This is a genomic window from Methylophilus sp. (assembly GCF_052173275.1).
In the GTDB taxonomy this organism is placed as follows: domain Bacteria; phylum Pseudomonadota; class Gammaproteobacteria; order Burkholderiales; family Methylophilaceae; genus Methylophilus.
The window spans coordinates 1,494,833-1,516,609 of the sequence record NZ_JBQMUL010000002.1 but is presented as its reverse complement, the minus strand read 5'-3'; the positions used below and the strand labels follow the sequence as shown (position 1 = coordinate 1,516,609).

The 21,777-nt window shown below is 49.3% G+C and carries 18 protein-coding genes; 3 read left to right on the top strand and 15 right to left on the bottom strand.

From position 1 onward, the window contains the following. Positions 1-46: 46 nt before the first annotated feature. The 4 genes from ACTS9Y_RS08720 to ACTS9Y_RS08705 all read right to left on the bottom strand — a co-directional run bounded on the left by ACTS9Y_RS08720 (position 47) and on the right by ACTS9Y_RS08705 (position 4,493). The gene (locus tag ACTS9Y_RS08720; protein WP_442585554.1) at positions 47-2,341 is read right to left on the bottom strand and encodes a TonB-dependent receptor domain-containing protein; all 2,295 of its coding nucleotides are present in this window, start codon (positions 2,339-2,341) and stop codon (positions 47-49) included. Between the two features lie 253 nt (positions 2,342-2,594). Beyond that, on the bottom strand, positions 2,595-3,266 hold the full coding sequence (locus ACTS9Y_RS08715; RefSeq protein ID WP_442585553.1) for a PEP-CTERM sorting domain-containing protein: 672 nt from the start codon (positions 3,264-3,266) through the stop codon (positions 2,595-2,597). A gap of 149 nt (positions 3,267-3,415) precedes the next feature. After that, on the bottom strand, positions 3,416-3,610 hold the full coding sequence (locus ACTS9Y_RS08710) for a hypothetical protein (RefSeq protein WP_442585552.1): 195 nt from the start codon (positions 3,608-3,610) through the stop codon (positions 3,416-3,418). Positions 3,611-3,869: 259 nt separating this feature from the next. Then, positions 3,870-4,493 (bottom strand): glutathione S-transferase family protein, encoded by a 624-nt coding sequence (locus tag ACTS9Y_RS08705; protein ID WP_442585551.1) that lies wholly within the window; start codon positions 4,491-4,493, stop codon positions 3,870-3,872. A gap of 151 nt (positions 4,494-4,644) precedes the next feature. On the opposite strand from ACTS9Y_RS08705, the gene nadC reads away from it, so the two are divergent. Next, complete coding sequence (gene nadC / locus ACTS9Y_RS08700) at positions 4,645-5,517, top strand: carboxylating nicotinate-nucleotide diphosphorylase (RefSeq protein WP_442586926.1); 873 nt, start codon at positions 4,645-4,647, stop codon at positions 5,515-5,517. An 87-nt stretch (positions 5,518-5,604) separates the two neighbouring features. After that, a complete protein-coding gene (locus tag ACTS9Y_RS08695) occupies positions 5,605-7,395 on the top strand; it encodes a GspE/PulE family protein (protein ID WP_442585550.1) in 1,791 nt (596 codons plus the stop codon). 30 nt (positions 7,396-7,425) lie between these two features. Here the strand turns inward: ACTS9Y_RS08695 and ACTS9Y_RS08690 are convergent, their stop codons facing one another. From ACTS9Y_RS08690 to ACTS9Y_RS08660, 7 genes are all read right to left on the bottom strand, one after another. Beyond that, entirely contained in the window at positions 7,426-8,652 is a 1,227-nt protein-coding gene (locus ACTS9Y_RS08690) for an ABC transporter permease (RefSeq protein ID WP_442585549.1), read from the bottom strand. A gap of 42 nt (positions 8,653-8,694) precedes the next feature. Beyond that, positions 8,695-9,405 (bottom strand): ABC transporter ATP-binding protein, encoded by a 711-nt coding sequence (locus tag ACTS9Y_RS08685; protein ID WP_442585548.1) that lies wholly within the window; start codon positions 9,403-9,405, stop codon positions 8,695-8,697. A 13-nt stretch (positions 9,406-9,418) separates the two neighbouring features. Then, entirely contained in the window at positions 9,419-10,693 is a 1,275-nt protein-coding gene (locus ACTS9Y_RS08680) for an efflux RND transporter periplasmic adaptor subunit (protein WP_442585547.1), read from the bottom strand. A gap of 14 nt (positions 10,694-10,707) precedes the next feature. After that, positions 10,708-12,132 carry a TolC family protein gene (locus tag ACTS9Y_RS08675; RefSeq protein ID WP_442585546.1) on the bottom strand — a complete coding sequence of 475 codons (1,425 nt, stop codon included), beginning with the start codon at positions 12,130-12,132 and terminating at the stop codon, positions 10,708-10,710. Positions 12,133-12,388: 256 nt separating this feature from the next. After that, positions 12,389-12,934, bottom strand: coding sequence for a cytochrome b/b6 domain-containing protein (locus ACTS9Y_RS08670; protein ID WP_442585545.1), 546 nt, complete (start codon positions 12,932-12,934; stop codon positions 12,389-12,391). Positions 12,935-12,949: 15 nt separating this feature from the next. After that, on the bottom strand, positions 12,950-13,228 hold the full coding sequence (locus tag ACTS9Y_RS08665) for a PepSY domain-containing protein (protein WP_442585544.1): 279 nt from the start codon (positions 13,226-13,228) through the stop codon (positions 12,950-12,952). 18 nt (positions 13,229-13,246) lie between these two features. Then, positions 13,247-14,287: an alpha-hydroxy acid oxidase gene (locus ACTS9Y_RS08660; protein WP_442585543.1), complete on the bottom strand. Its 1,041-nt coding sequence runs from the start codon at positions 14,285-14,287 to the stop codon at positions 13,247-13,249. Between the two features lie 231 nt (positions 14,288-14,518). On the opposite strand from ACTS9Y_RS08660, the gene ACTS9Y_RS08655 reads away from it, so the two are divergent. Beyond that, a complete protein-coding gene (locus ACTS9Y_RS08655) occupies positions 14,519-16,756 on the top strand; it encodes a TonB-dependent receptor (RefSeq protein WP_442585542.1) in 2,238 nt (745 codons plus the stop codon). Positions 16,757-16,843: 87 nt separating this feature from the next. Here ACTS9Y_RS08655 and ACTS9Y_RS08650 read toward each other — a convergent pair whose 3' ends face one another. The 4 genes from ACTS9Y_RS08650 to ACTS9Y_RS08635 form a co-directional block, all read right to left on the bottom strand. Beyond that, complete coding sequence (locus ACTS9Y_RS08650; protein ID WP_442585541.1) at positions 16,844-17,524, bottom strand: Fe2+-dependent dioxygenase; 681 nt, start codon at positions 17,522-17,524, stop codon at positions 16,844-16,846. Positions 17,525-17,532: 8 nt separating this feature from the next. Beyond that, positions 17,533-19,725: a TonB-dependent receptor gene (locus ACTS9Y_RS08645; protein ID WP_442585540.1), complete on the bottom strand. Its 2,193-nt coding sequence runs from the start codon at positions 19,723-19,725 to the stop codon at positions 17,533-17,535. A 116-nt stretch (positions 19,726-19,841) separates the two neighbouring features. Beyond that, the gene (locus tag ACTS9Y_RS08640; protein WP_442585539.1) at positions 19,842-21,107 is read right to left on the bottom strand and encodes a HAMP domain-containing sensor histidine kinase; all 1,266 of its coding nucleotides are present in this window, start codon (positions 21,105-21,107) and stop codon (positions 19,842-19,844) included. Further along, entirely contained in the window at positions 21,100-21,774 is a 675-nt protein-coding gene (locus tag ACTS9Y_RS08635; protein ID WP_442585538.1) for a response regulator transcription factor, read from the bottom strand. The genes ACTS9Y_RS08640 and ACTS9Y_RS08635 overlap by 8 nt, the downstream gene beginning before the upstream one ends. Positions 21,775-21,777 lie beyond the last annotated feature (3 nt).

Below are 21,777 nucleotides of genomic sequence, written 5' to 3'. Positions count from 1 at the left end.
ATGTCAAATATACAAAAAGCCTCAGAATGCCTGAGGCTTTTTTGTTTTAATACATGAGCTCGACAAAGAATTTAACATTCCTGCCCGGCCCAAGAATTCCTAGCCCCCCCATCGTACCGTCTATACGATATTGCTCATTTTTCAGGTTTTCTCCTATGAGCCTTAAGGTAAGCTGTTCATTGGCTTTCCAGCGGATACCTGCATTCCATAGTTCATAACCCTCCTGCTCGCCGAACTGCGGGTTAAACGCTGCAGTCCCACCAATAAGTACATCCCTGTTAGACACTTTTCTGTATGTCAGATTGAAATCAACGTTCTTGGAAAATTCTTTTCCAATATTAATATTGAGCGCATTACCCGGGACCGTGAATAATGGGATCTGTGCCACCCCATTAAATAGTTCACCGTTGATCCTTGAGTATGCTCCACGCATGTACATACCTTGATACTGGACCATGCTTTCAACCTCTACACCGTTTCTGCGCTCCCATCCATTCTGAGTGATACGCCCGTCAGCTTCTTGCCGCAACGATAATAGTAAATGGGAGGTGTAAATATGATAGAAATTAAGTTTTCCGGAAAACCAAACATCTGTATTTAATAAGTGCGGATTCTGATAGCTAATGCCTGCTTCAGTCGATTCAGACAATTGAGGTTGGTATAGATCGCCACAAATTTGTGAAGCAGGGCCATTTGGCATCGCCCCTGCAGTACAAAGACTGAAGTTACCCTGTGTAAAGTATTCATCAATCAGAGGAGGGCGAAAACCCTGTCCATAGTTTGTATACAACGTTAATTTTTCTGGATTATTTTTATCAAAAAAATCGTAAGCCAGGCCCAGGCTCCACGTTTCTTCCTTAAATTTTATTTTGTTTTTTTGATTAAACGGCTTGAGCAATGCAAGTGTTCCCCCATCAGCCTGCACTTCATAGTTGTCCTTCCGATAGCCAGGCGTGATACTCAGCTTACCTATCTCAAACCTTGGTTGTAGATAGATAGCGTCGAATGCCTTGCTTCCTGGCGGGGCAGAGGCGTTAAAACCGTTAGGATATTGTGTCGTCTGAATGACACTGTTGCGGTTATCGAAAAAACGCTCAATTTCTCGTTCGCTAGAGTTATATTGATACCCAGCAAGCAAGGAAGCTGAAAATGCATCCTTTTCAAAAATCAATGTACGGTTACTGACATCAATTGTTTTTGTTTTGTATTGATAAGTATCTGTCAGATTTCCTCTACAGATACTCGTATTCGCTGGGTTAGGCCTGTATACCAGTCCATCACACAGGGGCTGTAAAGAATTAAACGAAGACATTCCCGGACGCATTAAATCTTCCAGGTTTGTATGTCCGGCGCCAACTGCAGCCTTCAAGTTGACCCAGCGGTTTCCCGGGTTATAACTGAATGATTCTGACCACGTCAAATCATCAATTGAACGAATGACATTGCCAAAAAAACCTGGTTGTCCACCTGTCGCATCATAAGGCTGTAAACCACTATCTTCAAATTTAACGATAGAAGTGACTAACTGAATACTCTCTGTCGGAAAAAGGCTGAGTTTCAATAAATGTGAAATGGATTCTATCGCCGAATCATCAAGCTTTGTTCCATCCCCCAATGTGATGTTGTTCGAATGACGATTGGAGTAGTTGTACAGGATATCTACACGTTCATCAGGGCGCCCATAAAGCATGTAAGACCGTGAATATTCATCATTATTATTACCGTACCCGAATTTGACTTTAGCGCCGTATTTTTGGCCCGGCTTTAAGAAGTCTTCTGCATTTTTTGTAGAGGCAATAATCGTACCTCCCAGAGAGCCTGAACCGCTGGTAATTTGCGGACCTCGCTGAACTTCAATGCTCTTGAGCAGTTCTGGCTCGATAAAAGTACCGCCCATTCTGTACTTCTCAAATCCTTTAGGCACGCCATCCACTTTAATCATGACATCTTCATTATCGGCATAGCCACGGATACTAAATGTCATGCCACTGGGCCGGGGCCCACCAGAAATAGATACTCCCGGGATCGCCCGTACCGCATCAAAAATACTGCTGGGCTGATTACGGGCAAGCTCCTCTGCAGTCACGCTGCTGATTGATTGCGTGGGATTGAATGGGGTTTCTATTATCCTGCTGTCTTTTACATTAACCTCTGGCAATGTATCGACTTCCGCGTCTGCTTTATTCACCGGTTTTTTTTGGATAGGCGGATTAGGCTCTTGAGATTGCTCTACAGTTGTCACTGCTGCATTTGGAAAGTCTTCCGCATAGCTCGCTTTATCAACAAAAAGGAGGCTGAAGCACGACAACAGTAAACTGCGGAATAAAATGCTCGATGGCATGGATGAATAAAATACGTGAATTTAGAATTGAAATGATCAAGCTTAGAGCCACTTGCCGATCACTGGGCCTTTACCAATATGACCAGAAAACTGGTAAAAACTTAATTCCAAACATTGATAACTCAGTGAAAGGGGAAGCGCAGGCAGACGCAAATCTGGTTTTGTAACAAGAGCGTCTTGCTTGCCACATTCACATACTGCTACCTTTAAATGCCAGGTAACAGTATGTAAGCCAGATATTAAGCGCTTAAATTTAAGCTTGTTTTTTTGCTTGACGACGGCGCATGAATGAAATCACACCTAAACCCAGTGCCATCATTCCATAGGTCTCAGGTTCTGGCACTGCTGTCGCTGCTTTGGCAACAGTCGCTAATGCCACTTGATCTAGGCTCAGGTGCGGTGCAGATGCACTAAAAGCAAAGGTATACAGATTAGCGCCTGCGACATCAGTCCACTTCCAGTACAGCTCTTGCTCGGCACTGGCACCACCCATCACTGTAGTGATTGGGCCAATAGTACTCACTACTGCAGTTGCAGCATTACCATTTAAAGTCGCTGAAGTATTGGCTATTGAACCTAATGTACCGATACGAAGATAAACATCATAGAAACCGCCTGTAGCACCACCGGCCAGTGTGGTGGTGAACTGCATGCCAACTGCGCCTGGGAATATGCCAAGACCGTAGATATTAGTACCGTTTGAATAACCACCAGATTGTGCTGGATTATTCAGCACCAGTCCTGCTGTAGCATTAGTTAAAACCTCTGGGGTAGTATCATTAATACTTTCAATATCTGTCCACTCTGCGTATTGAGCCAGTGTGCTACCAGCCCAAGGAGCCGTTGTATCCCAGACATTTGCAGTAGCAAATGCAGACCCACTAAAAGTAACGCCTAAAACCAAAGCCAATGTTGATAATTTCATTTTATAAATCTCCTCGTGGAACGCGTGAGCCCTTCCTCTCGAAGGTGATGCGTTTCAATTTCTAATTTAAGTCTCACGGACCCGCTCCGTCGAGTATTCCAATTTCCATGCATCGCATGGACTGACACCTGCATGATATGCAGTTGATTTTAGGCCTGCTTCTCCAAACTGCCTTCAAAATCAACGACATATCGATATTGCTTGCCGCAATCAATAATGACTTCTTTTTGACCACGCTTTAAAAGACGAATATCCACCCTGATACTGCCAAAGCCATCGTGTGCAATGAGCTCATCGACTAATTCAAGCAATCTTTTTTTTACTGGCATGCTGGCATCTGACATGAAGGTTTAACCACTAGTGAATACTTTATTCGCAAATGATAACAATTATCATTTGGATTATCAATGCGAAATCATGAACTTATTGTGATCAATGAACCTTTTTACATGATTTAACGTAAAAGGTTGCTAACAGACTGTCTGGAAAGGCTAAATTGGAAAATGACTCATTCAATTTTTGCCAGAAGGTGCTGCGATTTTTTCGCAGCCATGAGGAGGGTATAGCGATTACATAGCGTCCTCGTGAAAGAACGCTGCCTGGTTAAGGTTGCGGCATGGTCTGTTTAAAGCTTGGGCGTTTGACTAACACACCATAATGCTTGGCCAGGTTAGGAAACTTCTCTTGCCAGTATTTACCCTCTAATTGCGTGCTTTTGAAACGCAAATCGATGTAACCCAGCGCAGTCCCTAGCGCGACATCAGCCAGGCTGAATGTTTCGTTGACACACCATTTCTTCTTGAGCAGATCGTTATCCAGTGCCGTCAGTCCAGCAATGACTTTCGCCATTTGCTTTTCTATCCACGCACCCGATTGCAAAGTTTCCACTTTGCGCTGTTCCTGCATGACGGCGACCGCTGCATCACAGACACCATCCGCCAGCGCCTCCCAGCGGCGCACTTTGGTTTTGGCCAAATGATCCTGCGGAATCAAATGCGCGACTGGCGTGCGGTGATCCAGATACTCGACAATCACACGCGAATCGTACAGCGCTTCGCCATCATCCAGCACCAGCACCGGCACTTTGCCTAACGGATTATATTGGCTCACCGGGCAATCAGGGTCAGACAGCACTACACTGGTCAATGTCAGTTCCACATGTTTTTCGATAGCGACAATGCGGACCTTACGTGCATAAGGACTGTTTACCGTATATAAAAGCTGCATAGTGAGTTAACCAGAGTGATGGAGATTGTTTTTTGGGAAAAAAGCCCCTAACGAAATACTGCTGTTTTTGGGCCGCTATTTATTATAATAGGTTTTGGCATTGGCTTAGAATGGTCACATGCAGAATTTTACAAATCATGTAGATAGCCTCATGACACAATCCAAGCTCTATCACACCTTACCCGCTTACCTGAATGCCAGTTTGATCGCAGAACAGGTCAAATCCACCTTGACTGAAGATATGGGTGCTGGCGACCTCACTGCTGCACTGATTCCAGAAGGTACACGCGCCTCCGCCACCATCATCAGCCGCGAAGAAGCTGTCATTTGCGGCTGCGCCTGGGTACAGCAATGCTTTGAGCAGCTAGACCCCAGCATCACCCTCACCTGGCAAGTCAGCGACGGTGACCATGTAAAACCAGACCAGCCACTGGTAGTGATTCATGGGGACGCACGCGCCATGCTCAGCGCCGAACGCCCCGCTTTAAACTTTTTACAAACGCTATCCGCCGTGGCCACACATACCCAGCAATATGTAGCAGCCATTGCCGGCCTGCCCACCCAGATTTTAGATACGCGCAAAACACTACCCGGCCTCAGGCTGGCGCAAAAATACGCCGTCCTCACCGGTGGCGGTGCCAATCAGCGCCTGGCACTGTACGATGGCATACTCATCAAAGAAAATCATATTGCCGCCGCCGGCTCTATCGCCGCTGTGCTACAAGCAGCTTTTGCATTGCAGCGCACCAATAATATCCAGATCGAAGTCGAAACGCTGGACGAGTTACAACAAGCGCTGGATGCAGGTGCAAAAAGCATACTGCTGGATAACTTTACACTGGAAGATCTACGCCAGGCAGTGGCAACTAACCAGAAGCGCGCCTTGCTGGAAGCCTCAGGCAATGTGGATATCACCACCGTGCGCGCGATTGCTGAAACAGGTGTTGACCGTATTTCCATCGGTGGATTGACCAAGCATTTACAGGCGATTGATTTGAGTATGCGTATTCAGATGCAATATTGAAACGCATGCCCCGAAAGTGACCATTCCTGCCACTTTTCCATGGCATGAGTCTTGCATCACCTGCAAGTCCCCCTGCCTGCATGTGACATGAATAGTCCAACCAAATTTTTACTGCCAAAAGTAATCCACACCCTACGCCTCTCTGACTTGTTGCGTTTATTAGTCACGCATGGCCGGGTTGAAAAGTCATTGGCAGAGAAACTGCATCAGGACCGCAAGCGGGATAGCTCTAAACTGCACCCGATTGTGATCGTGGCAGAGCAAAAATGGCCCGATTTGCAAAAGCCATCACAGCTACTAACCATAGACGCACTCACGCGCTTTGTCGCCGAAAAAGCGGAAGTCCCTTTTTACCAGATCGACCCGCTGAAGCTGGATTTTAGCGCAGCGGCGCAAATTGTTTCGCAGGCTTATGCCGAGCGCCTGCGTATTATGCCTATTACCGTGAAAGCGGGCGTGGCGACCATTGCCACCGCAGATCCGTTCCACCAGGAATGGCTGCCTGACCTGGAGCGCATGCTGAAGCTGCAGATCCAGGTGGTGATGGTGAATCCGCTGGATCTGCAGCGTTATTTACCCGAGGTCTACCAGCTTTCTGCCGCGATCAACTCTGCCAATGCGGCCAAAGCAGGGCAGATCATCGGCGTACAGAATTTTGAGCAGTTGATCGAGTTGGGTAAAGACCGCCAGCTGGATGCCAACGAGCAACATGTGGTCAACATTGTGGACTGGCTGTTTAAATACGCCTTTGAACAACGCGCCAGTGATATTCACCTGGAACCGCGCCGCAATATGGGGCTGATGCGTTTTCGCATTGATGGCGTGTTGCACCAGGTGTATCAACTGCCCAGCAATATCATGAATGCGATCACCAGCCGTATCAAGCTGCTGGGGCGCATGGATATGGTAGAAAAACGCCGCCCGCAGGATGGCCGTGTCAAAACCGTGAGTGGCGATGGCAAGGAGATCGAATTGCGGCTCTCGACCATGCCAACGGCTTTTGGCGAGAAACTGGTGATGCGGATTTTCAAACCGGATATCCTGGTGCAGGATTTCCAGTTGCTGGGTTTCTCTAAACGCCAAAGTGATCAATGGGCGCAATGGACGCACCAGCCGAACGGTATCATTCTGGTCACCGGGCCGACCGGCTCTGGCAAAACCACTACGCTGTACACCACCCTCAAACAACTGGCGACTGACGAAGTCAACGTCTGCACGGTGGAAGACCCGATTGAGATGATAGAACCTGCATTTAACCAGATGCAGGTAACACAGAATATTGGCCTGGGTTTTACCGAAGGCATACGCACGCTGATGCGGCAGGACCCTGACATTATCATGGTCGGTGAAATCCGCGACCAGCAAACCGCTGATATGGCGATTCAGGCAGCGCTGACCGGACACCTGGTACTTTCAACCCTGCATACTAACGATGCGCCGTCTGCCATTACCCGTTTGCTGGACCTGGGCGTGCCTGCTTACCTGATCCACTCCAGCTTGCTCGGCATTATGGCGCAGCGCCTGGTGCGAACTTTGTGTCCGCACTGCAAAACTGAAGGTGAGATTACTGATGACGAATGGGCCAGCATCACCCGTCCATTTAAAGCTGCTAAACCGCACAAAGTGATGAAGGCAGTCGGTTGCCAGGAGTGTCGCCACACCGGCTATCGCGGGCGTACCGGCATTTATGAAATGCTCACGCTTACGCCAGCCATCCGTAAACTGATTACGCCGGAAACTGATTTGTTACAACTGCGCCAGTCGGCTACGCAAGCCGGGCTACAACCATTGATGCTAAACGGCGCTGAAAAGGTCGCCGCTGGTATGACGACCGTAGACGAGGTGTTAAAAGTCGCACCACCGATAGAGATGGATTAAACAATAATTCTTATGCTGCATTGGCCAGGATTACTGGTAACGCAATGCTTCAATCGGGTTTAACCTGGCCGCTTTTCTGGCAGGGTAAAAACCGAAGAAAATACCTATGCTCACAGCCACACTAAAGGCGATGAGCACCGACTGGCTGGAGACAATCACTTCTGCTTGCGTGAACACACTCACCAGCACCGCGCCCCCAACACCGATCACGATACCTATCAGGCAACCCACAGTAGAAATCATGATGGCTTCCAGCAAAAACTGCATCAGGATATCGCGCTCGCGGGCACCGATAGCCATACGTACGCCGATTTCGCGGGTACGTTCAGTCACCGAGACCAGCATGATGTTCATGATGCCTATGCCGCCCACCAGCAGCGATACCGAGGCAATCGCACCCAGCAATAAAGACATGGTGCGCGCGGTTTCTGCGGCCGAGTTGGCGATGGCGGTCAGGTTACGCACCGAGAAATCGCTATCGGCACCCTCGCGGATATTATGGCGTTGATTGAGTAGGCTATTCAGTGACTCTTCTACCATACCCATCACCGCATCAGATTCTGCCTGCACAATGATCTGCCGCACTGAACCGGGTAGCTGGTTGCCGAATAGCTTTCGCTGTGCTGTGGTCAGCGGCACGATAATCGTGTCATCCTGATCGCGACCATCCAGCGTTTGACCCTTGCTATCCAGCACCCCCAACACGACGAATGGCCGCTGGTTGATGCGTATGGTTTTTCCGATAGGGTCTACATCCTCATCGCCAAACAGGTTCTGCACGACGGTTTTACCCAGCAGCGCCACGCGGGTCGCAGAACGGGTATCAGAATCGAGAAAGGGATATCCGGCTGACAAACTCCATGACCTGACGTCCAGGTAACTGGCAGTGGTGCCTATGATATCGGTGTTCCAGTTACTGCTGGCATACACCACCTGTCCCTTGCCGGTGGTCACCGGTGCCACACCAGTCACACCGTACAACTCGTCTATGGCATTCGCGTCTTTAACATTCAGTGAAGGGGCATTACCCGTGGCTGAACGTGCGCCGCCTATTCTGGGCGGCCCAGACAACACCACAAACAAATGGCTGCCCATCGCATTGATAGAACGTTTCACCGAAGCCTCGGCGCCCTGGCCTATCGCCATCATCAACACCACCGCACCTACGCCTATCACCATGCCCAGCATGGTCAGGAAAGTGCGTAGACGGTTAGCACCCATGGCGTGCCAGGCCTCGCCCAGCATCGCGCTAAACATGGCAAACCCTGACGAATGTGCAGTGCTGGTAAAGGCGCATCGTTAAATCTCGCTTCCAGTCTGTAATTGATGGCTGGTATCTTCCACCACCTTGCCATCCAGAAAGCGGATCTGGCGTCTGGCATGCTCGGCAATATCCGTTTCATGCGTCACCAGCACGATGGTAATGCCCTCCTGGTTCAGGCCATCAAAGATCGCCATGATCTCTTCACTGGTGGTGCTATCGAGATTGCCGGTAGGCTCATCGGCGAGAATCAGGCGTGGCTGGTTGACCAGGGCACGGGCGATGGCCACGCGTTGCTGCTGACCACCCGAAATTTGATTGGGACGCGATTGCATATGTTTGCTCAGGCCCACCTTTTTCAGTAACTCACTGGCCCGCGCATGTCGCTCTTCTTTGCCTAGCCCGGCATATACCAGCGGTAACGCAACGTTATCCAGCAGGCTGGAACGCGCCAGCAGATTAAAACCCTGAAACACAAAGCCTATGGTTTTATTCCTTACTCTGGCGACTTCGTCTGCGGCCATGGTGGCGACCGCATAACCATCCAGCACATAACTGCCTGCGGTCGGCATATCCAGGCAGCCTAATATATTCATAAAAGTCGATTTGCCGGAGCCGGATGGCCCCATGATGGCGACATAGTCACCCTGCGCCACTTGCAGATTCACATCTTCAAGCACGGGGAATGGTCCGGCGGGTGTTTGATAGGCCTTATACAGATGACTCACTGCTATCACATGCTGCTGCATAGTGCGGGCCAACCTAAAACATTCTCGGGCCGCGCGGGCCGTTATTATTGGCTGGTGCTTTGCCCTGGCCATCAGCCTGCAACTCGCTGACAATGACCTTGTCACCCGCCGCCAGCCCCTCACCGGTGACCACGGTGGAGCGTCCATCGGTCATGCCGATATGCACGCGCACCATTTCAGGTTTGCCTGCTTTTAACACATACAGTTTACCCATCGCCAGTTCACGGCCGCCGTGGTGTTTCTCCCTGCCGCCTCGGCCTGGGTGGCCTTCTGCGCCTTCTTTACCAGGGCGGTTTTTCCAGTCTTTTTTAACTCCGGCAGCGGCACCGGCCTGTTGTTGATCCGCTGTTTTTTGATCAGCCTCCGCCAGTTTTGGCTTATAGCGTAAAGCCGCATTGGGCACCAGCAAGGCGTGGCGCGCGCGGTCAACAATAATATTCACATACGCCGTCATGCCCGGCAGCAATGTCAGGTCGCTGTTATCTACCGAAACCACTGCGTTATAAGTGACCACATTGGAAGTGTTGGTCGAGTTCAACCGGAGTTGCTTCACCACACCATCGAAATTCCTGTCAGGGAAAGCATCGACATTAAAACTGACTTTCTGGCCTTCTTTGATCTTGCCGATATCGGCTTCGGCAAAACTGGTATCGATCTGCATTTTTGCCAGGTCCTGCGCAATCTGGATCAAGGTCGGCGTCTGGAAGCTCGCCGCCACTGTTTGCCCGACATCCACCACGCGATTGACCACCACACCAGATACCGGCGAACGGATGATACTGAAGTTCAGGTTAGTCATATCACGCGCCAGCAAGCCGCGCGCGGTTTCCAGCTGGGCTTTGGCGGATTTGAGTACTTGCACCGCCGTATCCAGCTCCTGTTTGGAGACATATTCCTGCCCATATAATTCACGCATGCGCTTTTCATTAGCCACGGCCAGTTCCACTGCTGCCTCGTTGTTTCGTACGCTGCCTTTGGACTGTGCGATCTGCGCGTTGAAGATCGCGTTATCCAGTTCCATCAATACCTGGTCTTTTTTAACCACGTCGTTAAAGTCGACATAGATCTTACGCACAATGCCGGAAACTTGCGTACCCACGCTGATCAGGCTGACCGGGTTCAACGTACCATTGGCGGCAACGGTCTGCTCGATATTGCCTTCGGTGATTTCATCCAGCCGATAAAGGTCTTCCGGCCGGGGTTGGTGCGTCTGCTTGTAATACAGGTAACCAGCAGCGGCAACGCCAAGCAGCAATAGCACGCCCAGTATTTTCTTGATGTTTTTCATAGTGTCTAATCCGCTTAATTATTAGAGGCCGCTGTGCCCGGTAATGACTGGATCATGGCATGATCAAGCGAGCCCATCGCCTGTGCCAGCGTTGCGCGCGCCACATTCGAGTTGAGTCCGGCCTGGATATTCTGCTGACGCGCGGTGGCCAGCGCACTCTGTGCATTCAGCGTATCAATAATATTGCCGACGCCCGCTTTGTAACGTCCCAATGCGACGCGGTAGGATTGCTCGGCACTTTCCAGCAAGGTGTTGCTGGCAGTCATCGATTGCAAAGCGGTGCGCAAATTCTGGTAAGCGCTCCAGACATCCAGTGAAATCTGCAAACGCAGGCGGTCACGCTGGGCCGTACGAAAGTCAGCAGTCGCCTCCGCCGCACGGATACGGTAAGTGGGCGCGTAACCGGCAAAAATAGGGATAGCCACCGTCACACCCAGCGTGGTTGCACTGTTACCAGCCAGTTGCGAACCATCCTGCAAACTATTGGAAACGCCAATTGAAATGGTCGGCTTGGTCAATGCCTTGCTGGCATCAATACTCGCTTCAGCCGCTCTCACCTGCGCTTCGCTGGCCACTAGGTCAGGGCGCCGCTGCCCGGCTTGTTCAATAAATATCTGCACATCCTCAAGAATATGCGGCGGGGCTTCATTGGCGTTGCTAGCTAATACAATGTTGCGGTTGGCAGGCAAGCCCATGATATTCGCCAGGTTGCCGTAAGCGATCTTAAGGTTACCCTCAATGGTGATGCGCTGCAGGGTCAATTGCGCATAAGCGGTCTGCGCCTGCAACTTATCTGCCGGTGTGGCCACACCCGCTGTATAGCGCGCATTGGCTGCCTTAAAACTTTCTTCTCCCGCCCGCTCGGCTTCGCGCGCCGCAGCAAGCGCGGCAATATTGGCCTGCACCTGATAATAAGAAACAATCGCCGTCAGCAATATAGTTTGCACCGTGCTACTTTGCGTAGCGCTGGCCGCCAGCAACAATTGCCGCGCATTTTCGAGATTGGCTTTACGATTGCCAAAATCATACAGCAGGTAACTGGCCACCAGATTGTTTGACACCGTCATATTCGGGTTGCTACGGGTAGCCAGTTGCGGGCTCAACACGCCCACATTGCTGCCCAGGGTATCGGTCACCACCGGCAGATAAGCCGATTTAGCCACGCCCAGTTGCGCCGCCTGTATGCGGGCGCTGGCCCACACTTCATTGGTCTGCGGATTGTTGCACAGGCTGATATCGGCCACGTCCGCCAATGTTAACGCCTGGTCCAGCCGCACCTGGCCACAAGTATTACCAGCGTAGCCTTCAGGTATTTTAGGCAGGGTGTTTAGTTGCGTATCCAGCGGATCGCCATCGTTGTACCACAGCGACTCCTGCGCCTGCGCCCATCCGGTCACGCACAGCAATATCAAGCATAAGAACCTGCTCGCACAATTCAAAGCATGACTCGATGAAATTTAGTGATGGATGTTGCCATGACAGGTGACGTGTCGTTAGAGATAAGATGCATCATCTTAATGGAGAGGGATGACGACTTAAATAGGGAGATACATTTTGATACGTTACTACCCATTTGATCAGCCTGCCATTTCTGCCTGATAGATGAGTGCTTCGTCACAGAGATCATCCAGAACCAATCCGGCTTAAACGCACGGCCTCAACCCATACAGGTCTTAGCGTACTCAGAGGAATGGCTTACTTTTTTACGATTTTTTGTTTTAATTGCGCATAACGGCCATGTATCATTTGTGACAATAAATCTTGGCCGGATATTTTTGAAATCCAGAAAATAGCCAGCACATGCACAGCAACCAGCCCCATCAGGCAGTCGCTTAGGATAGCGTGCGCGTCCACCGGCCAATCCTCTCCCCACAATGCATCAGTACGGCTTAGCCATCCAGTGATCGCCAGTGCTGCAATTAAAACCCACATCAGGTAGACCGCCCACTGCCCAAGCGGGTTATGTCCCCTGTGTGGTTGCACCTGCCCGCGGCGTATCTCTGTGATGTGCAAACTAATGGCAGCGACGCCAGGCCAATAAAATCTTGCTGGCTGAGATAGCGTGATACTGCCTAGCAATATCCGCCCCAGAACAACCCCCACAATCACATAGCCAAGTGAGCGATGGACCCAGTCTGTTTCATACCAAAAATAGCTCATCAGCCATAAGGCAATCACTCCACCAGCCACCAGCCAATGGCTGAGGCGGACCCACCATGGCCATATGGTATGAGAATCCACGGGCAAGACCTTGGCCTATTCTTTCAAGCCTATGGCCTTAACGATGGCCAGCGTTTTCGTATCGAAATAAATCTCGACTTTCTTGCCTTCTTTATTGCGCCCGTAAATCTCGTAACAATTACCATCAATCTTGAATTTCTTAATGGTATAGCCTTCTGCTTCCAGGGCTTCTTTCAGGCTTTCTTCAGAAGCCCATTCTTCTTTTGGATAAGACTTACAATCAGCTGCAGCAAATGCCGCAGTGGTAGTGAATAAACAGGCACCCATCAGCACACACAAACTTAATTTTTTCATCGTTTTTTCCTTCTATGATTAATACAAGTCAACCTGACGGATATCGTCCAGACTGGATACACCAGTCAACGCCATCGTCATCTCCAATTCATCCCGCATCCAGCGGATCACTTTCGCAACCCCCATCGCCCCTTCCGTGGCTAGCCCCCAGACGTAGGGACGGCCTATGCATACCGCGTCTGCCCCCATTGCCAGGGCTTTAAACACGTCCTGGCCGCTGCGGAAACCGCTATCCACCAGGATTTTGCATTGCCCACCGACTGCATTCACTAGCTGTGGCAAGACCGCCGTGACAGTAGGCGTATGATCAAGCACACGCCCACCATGGTTGGAAACGACAATGCCGTCACAACCTGCATCAACTGCGCGTTTTGCATCATCAACATGCATCAAGCCTTTGACCAGCAATGGCACTTTCACTTGTTGACGAAGCCACTGCACATCTTCCCAGGTCGGCGCCTGTGACATCCAGCCATCAAATACATTGCTTTGTCCGGGGGTGATAGGCCGGGGGGCCAGCGCTTGCGCCAGGTTGACTGCCGAAATCCCCTCAGGCAAATCCATCAGTGACTGTTTCACTGGCGCGTCTACCGTAAATACAACTGCACTTGCGCCGCTGGCAAGGGCTTTCTGCAATAACACCGCTGTACGGGCGCGATCGCCTTGCCAGTAGAGTTGAAACCAGAGGGGTTGTTGTGCCTGTTGAATAATCTGTTCAATCGTTTGACTGGCAAGGCTGCTGACCATCATTTGCCCTTGCTGTGCATTACAGGCAATGGCTGTGCCTATTTCACCATCTTCATGAAATAACCTTTGATAAGCCACTGGCGCCAGCAAGATAGGGTGCGCCCAACGCTCGCCAAACATTTCGCATACAGTATTGGCATGATGCAGCGTCTGCAGCGGCCTGGGCATCAGTTTCAGTGCCTGCCAGGCAACTTCATTGGCATTGCGTTGACGCCCGTCGCCCGCATCAGATTGCAGGTAATGCCAGACAGTAGCGGGCAATTTTGCCTGCGCTTGCTGTATGTAATGGGATAAAAGTGGCAACGATTGCATGGCGTATCGACTAAAGACGCAACGAGTAAGATGCGGTCATTTTAACAGCAGGCCTTGATGTGGACATTTAGTTTATTTCATCAATTCATGCACCCGGATCCGCATTATACATCCTTGATCTATTGATAATAATTCTCAATTAAAATAAAATTTAACTTTTGTAAAAAGGCTGATTATTTCAACTTTTTTTATAAAAAATACAAACCATAATATTTATAAACAGGGATACATATGAAGAAACCGTTACAACCATCACACTTGCGTGATTCACACAGGCTAAAACCTGTGTATCAATCCGTTTTTCAGGCGTTCGGGGTATTTGTCAGCGCCCAGATGCTTTCATTCAATACTTATGCAGCGGAGCCTATCAGCCAGTTGCCTGAGGTTGCAGTGACCGACAAAGCCCATGCAAAAGAACCAGAGGCAGCGGGATACAACCCTAAAAAATCTGCGAACCAGAAGTTTGTTGCGCCGTTGATCGACACGCCCAAATCTGTCACTGTCATCACCAAGGATGTGATTGAAGACACCGGCTCACTGAGCATGCAAGATGCATTGCGCACAGCACCTGGCATCACCTTTGGTGCAGGTGAAGGCGGCATTGCGGTAGGTGACCGGCCATATATTCGTGGCTTCGAAGCCATGGGCTCGATTTATGTCGATGGCCTGCGTGATATCGGCCCGCAAGTCCGTGAAGTATTTGCCATCGAACAAATGGAAGTGATCAAAGGGCCCAGTGGCGCTTATGATGGCCGCGGTTCTGCTGGCGGTAGCATCAACATCAATACCAAGCAGGCGAGAAGAGGCGATTTTGTAAAAGGCTCCATCGGGCTAGGGACAGATAGTTTTAAACGCGCTACCGTCGATGGCAACTTTATGCTGGGCGACAACTCGGCACTGCGCCTGGTCGCCATGGGTCATGATGCTAATGTGCCTGGCCGTGATCATGTTGAAAACAAACGTTTTGGCTTTATGCCTTCCATCACATTAGGCCTGGATGGCCCAACCCAATTGAATGCAAGCTGGTACCACATGGAATCGGATGACACGCCTGACTGGGGCATCCCTTACTTCCAGCCTAATGGCAATCCGGTGGGCAAACCTGTTGGGGATAAAGATAACTGGTATGGTATAAAAGGTCGTGATTTCGCAGAGTCTTCTGCAGATATCGGTACACTCAAGATTCAACATGCATTCAATGAGAATCTCACCCTGCGCAACACCACGCGTATTGCAAAAACCAGAAATGATTATGTGGCTACCCGTCCGACCATAGGCACAGCGGCACTTCTGCAAAACAGACAGGTCACACGCGACTTACGTGGTCGTGATGCCAGAGTAGATACGATTGCTAACTTGACCGATGTGACTGTGAATTTTGATACGGGCACACTGAAGCACCATGTGAATGCCGGCATTGAGTTTTCAAGCGAAAAACTGGATAACTACACCTATACTGGCGGGCTTCCGACACCAAGCACAACCAGCCTGGATAACCCAGATGCGAACAGCGCAACAACAGCCACCTCAAGAAACAACCATCCTTCATTCGAAGGTAGAACACTCAACCGATCCGCTTATGCCTTTGATTCGATTGACCTGTCTGACAACTGGATTGTGAATGCTGGTTTGAGAATAGATAGTTATCGTACCGAAATCGAAAACAATAACGTTATCACTGGGGCACAAACCTCTCGGTTTAAAAATGATAATACATTTAAAAACTATCAATTAGGTGCTGTGTATAAGCTGCAACAGAATGCGAATGTATATGCCACATATGCGACTTCAAGTTCACCAGTAGGGTTGAATTTGGGTATGTTTGATTATGCGGGCGGCCAATTGATCGCGGGTACCCAAAGCCTCTCTCCAGAGAGAAGCAAAACAGTTGAAATAGGTACCAAATGGATAGTACTCAATGATTTATCAGTGAATGCTGCCATCTTTAAAACGGTTAAAGATAATGCACGCGTACCAACCACCACTGGTTTTGACAATGCAGGCGAAGTTGAAGTAAAGGGTTGGGAATTTAGCGTGGCAGGCAATATCACCGACCAATGGAAAGTATTTGGTGGCTACACTTATCTGGATGCCGAGCAAACCAAAGCAGGCACGGTCGGCGACCTCAATGCTGCAGGTGGCCAGGCATCAAGAGGGAAGCAGTTGTATGGCGTGGCGAAAAACAGTGCTAGCTTGTGGACTACATACCAGGTGCACCCAGATTTCACCATTGGTGGTGGCGCATTCTATGTAGACAAGGTTTATGCTGACCCGGCCAATAATGCCTACATTCCATCCTACGTTCGCTGGGATGCGATGGCCAAGTACAAAATCAACAATCACTTTGACTTGCAACTTAACGTGCAGAACCTGACTGACGAAAGATACTACAGCGCGACTTACTTCAGACATAATGCCATTGTTGCACCTAGCAGATTGAGCTTTTTGACACTGAATATTAAATACTAAGCTGCTCATTTAAAGTAAAAGCCCTCATGGTTTTCCATGAGGGCTTTTTTTATACGATTAAATACATTGCTCAATGACAGCGCATTTCTACAATGCCCATTCACGTAGTAAATTGTGGTACACCCCGGTTAACTGCACGACTTCTGCCAGCTCGCCATGCTGCTGGCGCAACTTCACTAACGCCATATCCATATCAAACAACATGCGCCTGTGAGCGGCATCACGCACCATGCTCTGGATAAACATAAAACTGGCCAGACGTTCGCCCCGTGTCACCGGCGTAACCGCATGCACAGAAGTCGAAGGATAAATAACCATAGACCCGGCCTTGAGTTTCACGCGCTGCTCACCAAACACATCCTGTATCACCAGTTCACCACCGTCGTACTCATCAGGCTCATTCAGGAACAATGTCGCTGACACATCAGCACGCACGCGGGCACTGCCATCCGGCATGCTGCGCATGGCATTATCTACATGGAATCCATAATGATTGGTGCCGCCTGAGTAACGATTCACAAAAGGCGGCAGGATCTTATCCGGTAGCACCGCCGAAAAAAACAAAGGATCGCGATGCAATGCCTGCATCACGATCCTGCGGATTTGCGCCAGCAACTGATCCTGTTCGGATAGTTGCTGATTGTTTTTGACCACTGCTGCCTGAATACCGGCGGTTGTACGTCCATCCACCCAACTGGCCTGCTTTAGCAAGCCGCGTATGGATGTTACTTCTTCATCAAGTAAAACACCCGGTAAACTCAGCAGCAAATTAACTCCTAAAACTTATATTCAGTGGTCACGATAGCCTGACGACGGTTACCTGGGGTGACCAAGCCGCCATTGTCATATACTGCGTCATAATACTCTTTATTCAGCAGGTTTTTAACATTCAGTCGCACCGCCCATTTGGGTTGCTCATACGCAGCCATCAAATCTACACGTGTATAACCTGGGGCCGAGTTGGGGTTAAAGTGTCCGCCGACAAACGATCCACCAAGGTTTGCTGAACTTGGATTATATGCATAGCGCTCACCTTTAGCCTCAATACCGCCACCAATTTTCCATGCATCCGTTAATGCATAGGTAGTCCACACGTTGAGTGTAGCAATTGGGGTGTTTCGCGCACGTTGGCCTTCAACACGTGGGTCAGCATAAGAGTAAACATTGCCAGCAGCAACGTTCTGAGCTGCTTTAATCACACGTGCGTCCAGGAATGCAACGCCGGCAAAGACATCCCAGCGATCGGTGACTTTACCGGTCACTTCAAATTCAACCCCATTGGTACGACGCCTTCTGGTCAGAATGGCAGAGGTCGCCTCCAGGTCTGAGTTACGTTCCCAGTTCTTGGTGGTTGTAAACAATGCTGTTCTTACCGCTAAATCGCCATCATTAAATAACCACTTCGAACCTATCTCTACCGTGTTGCTACGCTCTGGGTCTTGAGGAACCGCAGTCAACTGATACAAGTCTGCAGTAGGGCTGAAAGAGTCACTCCAGGTAGCGTAGTAATGCCTGTCTGGCGTTGGCTGCCAGGATAAACCACTACGGTAGCTGTATTCCCCATAACTTAACTTAGGTGAAGTCGCACTTGTGTATCTGGCGTGCAATTCATCACGACGAATCCCTGCCAGCACTGTCCAGTTTGGCACAAACTCAACACTGTCCTGCACGTATACAGCATAGTTATCTGCATTAAATGCGTTTTGCAGGTTGCCTTTGGCATGCCGCTCATATAAAGCACCAGCTGTAGGATCCAGATCCGCCAATTGGCGACGTACAGAATCTTCTTTCAACCATTCAACGCCTGTGACCACTGCGTGCTTCATACCAGCAAGATCAAACTTCGTACTAAAGTCTGACTGCAAGTTAACAGTGTTGTAGTTTAAATACCTGGCCTGGTTTTGCCCCACACTGCTATTAACAGTTGGGAGCGCTGGTGAGACCCCTCCGGCACCAGGTAATTTTGCCCAGTAGGCACGATTGTAAGTACCACTACGCAGTTGGGTTCTCAGCTGCGTATCGTCAGTAAATTTATGAGTAAAGATACCGGTAGTTACCCGTGTGTCGCTGTCATCAAAGTTGTTACTGGCGCCCCAGAATGTACGGTCGCTTGCGCCATTAGGTGCATTATTTTGCGGATGCGTCGCTATAAAGCGAATACCGAAGTCAGGTACATCACGCGTTTGGGTATAGATGTGATTCAGGTAGAATTCGTTTTCTGTCCCTATACCGGCACCGAAACTGACAGCGATGCCTTTACGGTCAAATTCAGGTCTGTCGCCAGTGGTTGGATTCTTACGATATGTCTCATCGTGTCTATCCATTACATTCACGCGAATGGCAGCAGTTTCAGTTAACTGTTTGTTGAAATCACCGGTAAATTGGTGATAATCGTATTCTCCTGCGCTACCAGTAATGGTATTTTTATCACGCAGTTCAGCCATTTTAGAAACCTGGTTGATAACGCCACCAGCCTGGCCACGACCAAACAGCATGGCTGCAGAACCACGTAAAACGTCTACTTGCTCCAGGTTAAAAGTTTCACGGTTGTATTGTGCGGTATCACGCATGTTATCCAGGTAGATATCACCAAACGTGTAAAAACCGCGCAGGTTAAAGTTATCGCCGGCACGGCCACCTTCAGCCGCGTTGAAAGACAAGCCAACGACATTACGCAAAGCCTCACGCAAGGAGCCCACTTGCTGGTCGTGCAATAACTCTTTAGTTAACGTGGTCACCGCTTGTGGCACATCTTGCGGATCCTGATAGGTTTTACCAACCCGTGTTTTAGACGCTTGATAGCCCTTGTTTGGCAGATCCTGAATACGCTGCGATTTAACATTCACTTCTGTCAATGTTTGCGCTTTCGGATCTTCACCTTCAGCATGCGCTATTTGCCCACCCAAGCTAAGCAAGCTAACCATCACTGCTATCGGCCGCATGCGTAGCGTATTGTCTTTTATCATCATATCCCTTTTATTTATGCTAACCATGATTGCTAATGAGAATACTTCTCATAACCAGTCATAATAAATAAAGTGCTATTGGGATTTCGTTGGCATTTTGTGATTTTTTTGTGAATTCTTTAAAAACTGATGGTAAAAGTAGAGCCGTGACCTGGTTCTGAAAAAAAACTGAGTCGCCAACCCTGGCTTTCGCAAATACGCTGAATCAAAGATAACCCCAGACCCAGCCCTTCCAATGGCAGGTCATTGCTGCGTACAAATGGTTTCAATACCTGTTGCTGCTGTTCAAGATCAATGCCAACCCCTGTATCAATGACAGAAACAGAGGTTTTATCAATGATTAATTCCACCTGACCATGATGGGTGTAGTTCAGTGCATTCTTGAGCAAGTTCGACAATGCAGTGAGTAATAAATCCGCATTGAATAACTGTGCTGTTGGCGCTTCTTTTACAATCAGGCGGAATAAAATATTCTTCGCCTCAAAACCTGATTGCCAACGATTGAATGCGTCCTGCGCAATTTGCTCCAGCATGAGTGTTCTTGCGGGGTTGGTAGCCGTATGTTCAGCACGGGCTACAATGATTAATGACTCGATCAACTGCTGCATTTCCAGGCTTGCCCGGGCAATGCGTTCAATCCGCTCGTAATCAGGGTCATCTTTCGCTTTGGCCTGTATCAACAGCTCACAACTGGAAGAAATGATCATGAGTCCACTGCGAAACTCGTGGCTGACATCACTCGTAAATAGCCTTTCTCGCCATAGCGCATCTTTAAGTTTGGCATATGCGTCCTCGAATGCCTGCGCAAGACTGCCGATTTCATCATCGGGAAAAATATGCGCGCTTGGCACTTCGTCCAAAGCACCTACTTTACGCTGCGAAAATGCGTCAGATAGCTTAATGATGGGGGAGATGATTTGCCTGGCCAGCAACCAGCCTACCAGCACGCCCAGCAGCGTCGTTAATAAAAACCCTGACTTTAAGGCGATAAATAGATTTCGCTCGAAACCATCCTCATACAAACTTTCGTCCTGCACCAGAATGTAGTCTTTACCATGCAGTGATTGACGATATAAGTAGTAACTGAATGGATGATCTTCTACTTCAGTAAATCCGGGCCTGAGATTGACAAGATATTTTGCAAACTGAGGGTCTACAGGCGAGCCTGAAGTGAACAGATGCAAACCAAGGTCGTTCAGGGTTGCTTGTGGATAGGCCGGATTTGCAACGATGAGCTCGAGTTTCGCATGCATCTCTTTTGAGAGCAATTCATCTTCGATGGCGTGGGCAATTTTGTAAATGGCCAAAGTAAAGACCCCCGCCACAAAAAGTGTGATCAGCGTAAAAGCAATCACGATCCGCCATCTGATCGAAACCTTATGCATGCTCGATGCCGATGCGATAGCCGATGCCGTGTATTGTGTGTACTAATGGCACATCAAAAGGCTTATCAATTTCATTGCGTAGTTGATGGACATGTGCGCGCAAATTATCGGCGCGGGTAGCGGCGTCACTCCAGAAGTGCTCTTCCAGAAAACTACGTTTGACGGTATTGGGGCTGTTTTGCATCAGGCATTCCAGAAGTTTTAAACCCAGAGGCGGGATCTTCAGGACGGTGCCGGCACGCGTGACGACCAGGCTTTCACGATCAAATATCAAGTCATGCACAATTAACTTAGAACGCACCAGGCCTTTGCTACGGCGGTGTACAGCCAGCGCCCTGGCTTCAAGTTCTGACAGTGAAAATGGCTTCACCAGATAATCATCCGCCCCGGATTCAAATCCCTTCAGGCGGTCATCCAGCGTGTCACGCGCAGTGAGCATGATGATAGGCGTAAAGATATTGCCATCCTGACGTAACCGTTTGGTCAGTTGCAAGCCGTCCATGCCGGGCAGCATCACATCCAGGATAATCAGGTCAAACTCATGCGTGACTGCCAGATGCAAGCCGGTCAGACCGTCTTGTGCACAATCGACTTTGTGGTCTTTGGCCAGGTAATCGACGATATTTGCCAGGATATCTTTATTATCTTCAATCACTAATATGCGCATTTT

Bases quoted from the DNA above. Each gene is read 5' to 3' on its own strand.
- ACTS9Y_RS08680 (WP_442585547.1), bottom strand. From the start codon at position 10,693: ATGAAAAACATCAAGAAAATACTGGGCGTGCTATTGCTGCTTGGCGTT.
- ACTS9Y_RS08660 (WP_442585543.1), bottom strand. From the start codon at position 14,287: ATGCAATCGTTGCCACTTTTATCCCATTACATACAGCAAGCGCAGGCA.
- ACTS9Y_RS08695 (WP_442585550.1), top strand. From the start codon at position 5,605: ATGAATAGTCCAACCAAATTTTTACTGCCAAAAGTAATCCACACCCTA.
- ACTS9Y_RS08715 (WP_442585553.1), bottom strand. From the start codon at position 3,266: ATGAAATTATCAACATTGGCTTTGGTTTTAGGCGTTACTTTTAGTGGG.
- ACTS9Y_RS08645 (WP_442585540.1), bottom strand. From the start codon at position 19,725: ATGATGATAAAAGACAATACGCTACGCATGCGGCCGATAGCAGTGATG.
- nadC (WP_442586926.1), top strand. From the start codon at position 4,645: ATGACACAATCCAAGCTCTATCACACCTTACCCGCTTACCTGAATGCC.
- ACTS9Y_RS08635 (WP_442585538.1), bottom strand. From the start codon at position 21,774: ATGCGCATATTAGTGATTGAAGATAATAAAGATATCCTGGCAAATATC.
- ACTS9Y_RS08690 (WP_442585549.1), bottom strand. From the start codon at position 8,652: ATGTTTAGCGCGATGCTGGGCGAGGCCTGGCACGCCATGGGTGCTAAC.
- ACTS9Y_RS08685 (WP_442585548.1), bottom strand. From the start codon at position 9,405: ATGCAGCAGCATGTGATAGCAGTGAGTCATCTGTATAAGGCCTATCAA.
- ACTS9Y_RS08665 (WP_442585544.1), bottom strand. From the start codon at position 13,228: ATGAAAAAATTAAGTTTGTGTGTGCTGATGGGTGCCTGTTTATTCACT.
- ACTS9Y_RS08710 (WP_442585552.1), bottom strand. From the start codon at position 3,610: ATGTCAGATGCCAGCATGCCAGTAAAAAAAAGATTGCTTGAATTAGTC.
- ACTS9Y_RS08720 (WP_442585554.1), bottom strand. From the start codon at position 2,341: ATGCCATCGAGCATTTTATTCCGCAGTTTACTGTTGTCGTGCTTCAGC.
- ACTS9Y_RS08640 (WP_442585539.1), bottom strand. From the start codon at position 21,107: ATGCATAAGGTTTCGATCAGATGGCGGATCGTGATTGCTTTTACGCTG.
- ACTS9Y_RS08705 (WP_442585551.1), bottom strand. From the start codon at position 4,493: ATGCAGCTTTTATATACGGTAAACAGTCCTTATGCACGTAAGGTCCGC.
- ACTS9Y_RS08655 (WP_442585542.1), top strand. From the start codon at position 14,519: ATGAAGAAACCGTTACAACCATCACACTTGCGTGATTCACACAGGCTA.